This window comes from Conchiformibius kuhniae DSM 17694 (assembly GCF_000428785.1).
Classification (GTDB): Bacteria; Pseudomonadota; Gammaproteobacteria; order Burkholderiales; family Neisseriaceae; genus Conchiformibius; species Conchiformibius kuhniae.
In genome coordinates, this window is record NZ_AUAP01000045.1 from 1 (window position 1) to 3897 (window position 3897).

The 3897-nt window shown below is 62.9% G+C and carries 1 protein-coding gene; it reads left to right on the plus strand.

Features of this window, described 5'->3' with window-relative positions; translation table 11 throughout:
* A partial coding sequence (locus G392_RS13130) for a carbohydrate binding domain-containing protein (protein WP_211224366.1) occupies window positions 1-3897 on the plus strand: 3897 nt, incomplete at both ends.

The following is a 3897-nucleotide window of genomic DNA, read 5'->3' on the forward strand; positions in this document are numbered from 1 at the left end:
GCCCGCAAACCCGTACAAGATGGCGGCACATACAGCCAAATGTTTGTATCGGTGGACGGCAGCTACACGGGCGAAGCGGTGGAATATTGTCTGCCGTATGCGTCCAAAGGCGAGATGTGGACGGGCTACAAACCCGCCGATGCCGGCGCGGAGATTGCCGCCGCAAACGCCGCCATCACCGCCGAACGCGAAGCCCGCACCGCCGCCGACACCGCACTCACCCGCGAAGTGAACACCGCCAAAAGCCGCTTGGACACCGCCGAAGCCGCCCTGCAAACCGAAGCCCGCACCCGTGCCGAAGCCGACCGCGCCGAAGCACAAGCCCGTCAAGTGTTGGCGGGCAAAGTGGACGGCCACACCGCCGCCCTTGCCGACATCCGCGAAGCCAAAGCGGATAAAAACCAAGTGGCGGCACTGGCGCGGCAGACCCTGTCCGCCGAATGGCAGCGCGATATTGACACCGCCAAAACCCAAGCACAGCAGGCAGCCGCCCAAGACGCGCAGGCCAAAGCCGATGCCGCCCGCCAAGCGGCGGAACGCGCCGCCGCAAGCGATGCCCAAGCCAAAGCCGCCGCCGCACAGGCAGCCGCACAAGCCGCAGCAAGTGCCGAAATCCGCACCGCCAAAGAAGCGGCGGCGGCAGACGCACAGCGTAAAGCCGATGCCGCCAAGTCCGCCGCCGAAGCGGCAGCACGGCAGCAATCGGAAGCGGCAGACCGCGCCGTCTTGCAGCAGGCAGCCCGAGATGCCCAAAACAAGGCAGACCACGCCAAACAAGCCGCGCAAACCGCCGCCGCCGCCGATGCCCAAGCTAAAGCCAACGCCGCCAAAGTCGCCGCCATTGCCGATGCGGCAGCAAAAGATGCGGTGTTGAAACGCGAAGCGGCAGCCGATGCACAGACCAAAGCCGATGCCGTGCGCCGCATTGCCGAAGCCGCCCAACGTGCCGCGCAAACCGTTGCCGCCGATTTGACCCGCGAACAGCAAACCCGCGCCGCCGCCGATGAAGCGAACACACGTGAAATCAACGCCGCCAAAGCGCGGCTGGGCGCGGCCGAAAGCGGCATCGGCGAATTGCGGCAGACCACCGCCACGCAGCAGCGTGCGCTGGCGGAAACGCAAAGCAGCCTGAATGCGCGGTTAGACAATATCCGTGTCGGCGGGCGCAACTATGTCCGCAACAGCAATTTTACCGAGACCCTGCGCCATTGGGATAACTGGGGTACGGTTTCCGAACGCAGCGTAATCAACGCGCACGGTCGCCGGTGGTTGCATTTGACCGCGAACGGTGCGGGGCGTTATCGCGGTGTATCGCAGATTATCGGCCATTTTGCACCGAATACGCCTTACACCGTGTCATTTGACGCTTACGCCGCTTCGGGCGGCGCGGTAGTGGGATTGCACCAGTGGGGCAATAACTTTAACCCGCAGATTTGGCGTTATTTTGATTTGAACGACAGACCGCAACGCATCAGCTTTGGTTTTATTTCGGCGGACGGTGCGGACAAGGTGCGTTTCCGGCTGATGCTGGGCGGCAGCGATGCGGGGGATTTTGACATCTGTATCGGCAACGTCAAGTTTGAGCAGGGCAATCTGGCAACGGATTGGACACCCGCGCCCGAAGACGGCGATGCCGCCACCGCCGCCGTGTCCGCCGAACTGACCGCCTACAAACGCAGCCAAGCCGCCACCGATGCGGCCCAAACCGCCGAACTGACGGCCGCGAAAAGCCAAATCGGGCAGCAGTCCGCCGCGCTGGAACAGATGCGTACCACCAAAGCGGATAAATCCGAAGTGTCGGCGCAGATGCAAACCACGCTTCAAGCCGCCGCCCGCGATGCCCAAAGCAAAGCGGACGCGGCAAAAACGGCGGCGGAGCGTACCGCACAAACCAAAGCGGCAGAAGCCCAAGCCGCCGCCGAACGTGCCGCGCAAGCCAAAGCCGATGCCGCCAAACAAGCAGCGATTGCCGCCGCATCGGGTGATGCCGCGACCAAAGCCAACGCTGCCAAAGCCCAAGCCATCGCAGACGCTGCTGCCAAAGATGCCGTTATCAAACGCGAAGCGGCTGCGGACGCGCAAAGCAAAGCCGAAGCCGCCAAAAACGCCGCCATCGGCGAAGCGCAACGGCTCAATACGGCCGCCGCCGCCCGCATCAATGAACTGCAAAACACGGTTGCGAACAACCGTGAAGCCGCAGCACGGGAAACGAGAGAACTGACAGCGCGGATTGACCGTACGGCTGCCGAGCTGTATGCCCGCGACAATCTGTTGGCGGCAGACATTTGGGAAGCGGGCAATATCAACGGTGCGGGTGTGGATGTGGACGGCTATCCGCATTTTTGGCGCATCCGCAGCGATGCCGTTGTTGCCATAAACGGCGGTAAACATTACACCTTAACTTTGGCTGGGGGTGAGTACAGCCTGCAATGGAGCTGGTACGGCGCGGACGGTCGTCTGATACGCCCGGATTGGGTAACGAACATCAGTACCGACAACCGTCAAGCCCCTGCAGAAGCGCAAACCTTGCGCTTGAGCATCCGTAACAGCATGGGGCGCAATTATCAGATTGCTGATGCCAAAGTGCATTTACGGCACAACCATGCGGCAGATACGGCAGCCGTCTCCGCCGCCATCACCGCCGAACGCGAAGCCCGCACCGCCGCCGACACCGCCCAAACCGCCGAAATCACCGCCGCCAAGTCGCAAATCGGCAGCAACAAAACCGCGATTGACGGCATCCGCTCCACCAAAGCGGACAAAACCGAAGTGGCGGCACTGGCGCGGACAAGTTTGGCAAGCGAATGGCGCAGCTACACCGACACCGCCAAAAGCCAAGCCGTACAAACTGCCGCCGCAGACGCGCAAAACAAAGCCGCAGCCGCCCAACGCGCCGCCGAACAGGCGGCGGAACGCTTGGCAACCGCCAAAGCCAACGCTGCCCAAGCTGCGGCAACGGCGGCGGCATCGGGCGATGCCCAACGCAAAGCCGATGCGGCAAAAGCGGCGGCGGTTACCGATGCGGCGGCGAAAGATGCGGCAGTCAAACGCGAAGCGGCGACAGATGCACAAGCAAAAGCCGATGCGGCAAAAACAGCCGCCATCACCGAAGCCAACCGTTTGAACACGGCGACCAATGCGCGGGTAAACACACTCGAGCAAACCGTCAGCACGCAACACGGCGCAACCGCCGGCCGTTTGGAGAGCTTAAGTGCCAAACTGGGCGCGGATACCAACCTGATTGACACTGCCGCCACCCAAGCGGGGCATTACATCAGCGAAAGCAACGGCAATGTCCTGAATTGGTCGGGTCATGTGCTGACGGATTTTGTTCCCGTTTCCGCAGGGAAAACCTATGCCTTTACCTCCGCCGTCCCCGCCAACAACTTGCGTTGGGCGTGGTACAACGCGCAACGCGGGTTTGTTTCGGGACGGCTTGTTGGCGGCGACAGTGTCCATCAAACACTGGTTGCGCCCGCAGGTGCGGCGTTTGTGCGGATTTCGGGCGGCACAAACCGCAACACGGCGGCGTTTGCCCTGCGCCACGCCCCGATTGCGGCGGCAGTAGAAGCCGAACGCACCGCACGGGTGGCGGCAGACGAAGCCCACACCCGCGAACTGAACACCGCCAAGTCGCGCATCGGCGCGGCGGAAAGCGGCATCGGCGAATTACGGCAGACCCTTGCCAATGACCGCCAAGCAGCAGCCACCGCCGTCAGCGAACTGCGGGCATCATTCGGCAGGGCGGCGGGGGCAAACCTGTTGCCCAATGCCGGTTTTGACAACTGGACGGGCAATCCCGCCCTGCCCCTTGCTTGGTATGTGTACAACAACGGCGCACGCACCCAAGCGCACACCGTTACCCGCATTGACGGCGGCGCGGACAAATCCCGTGCC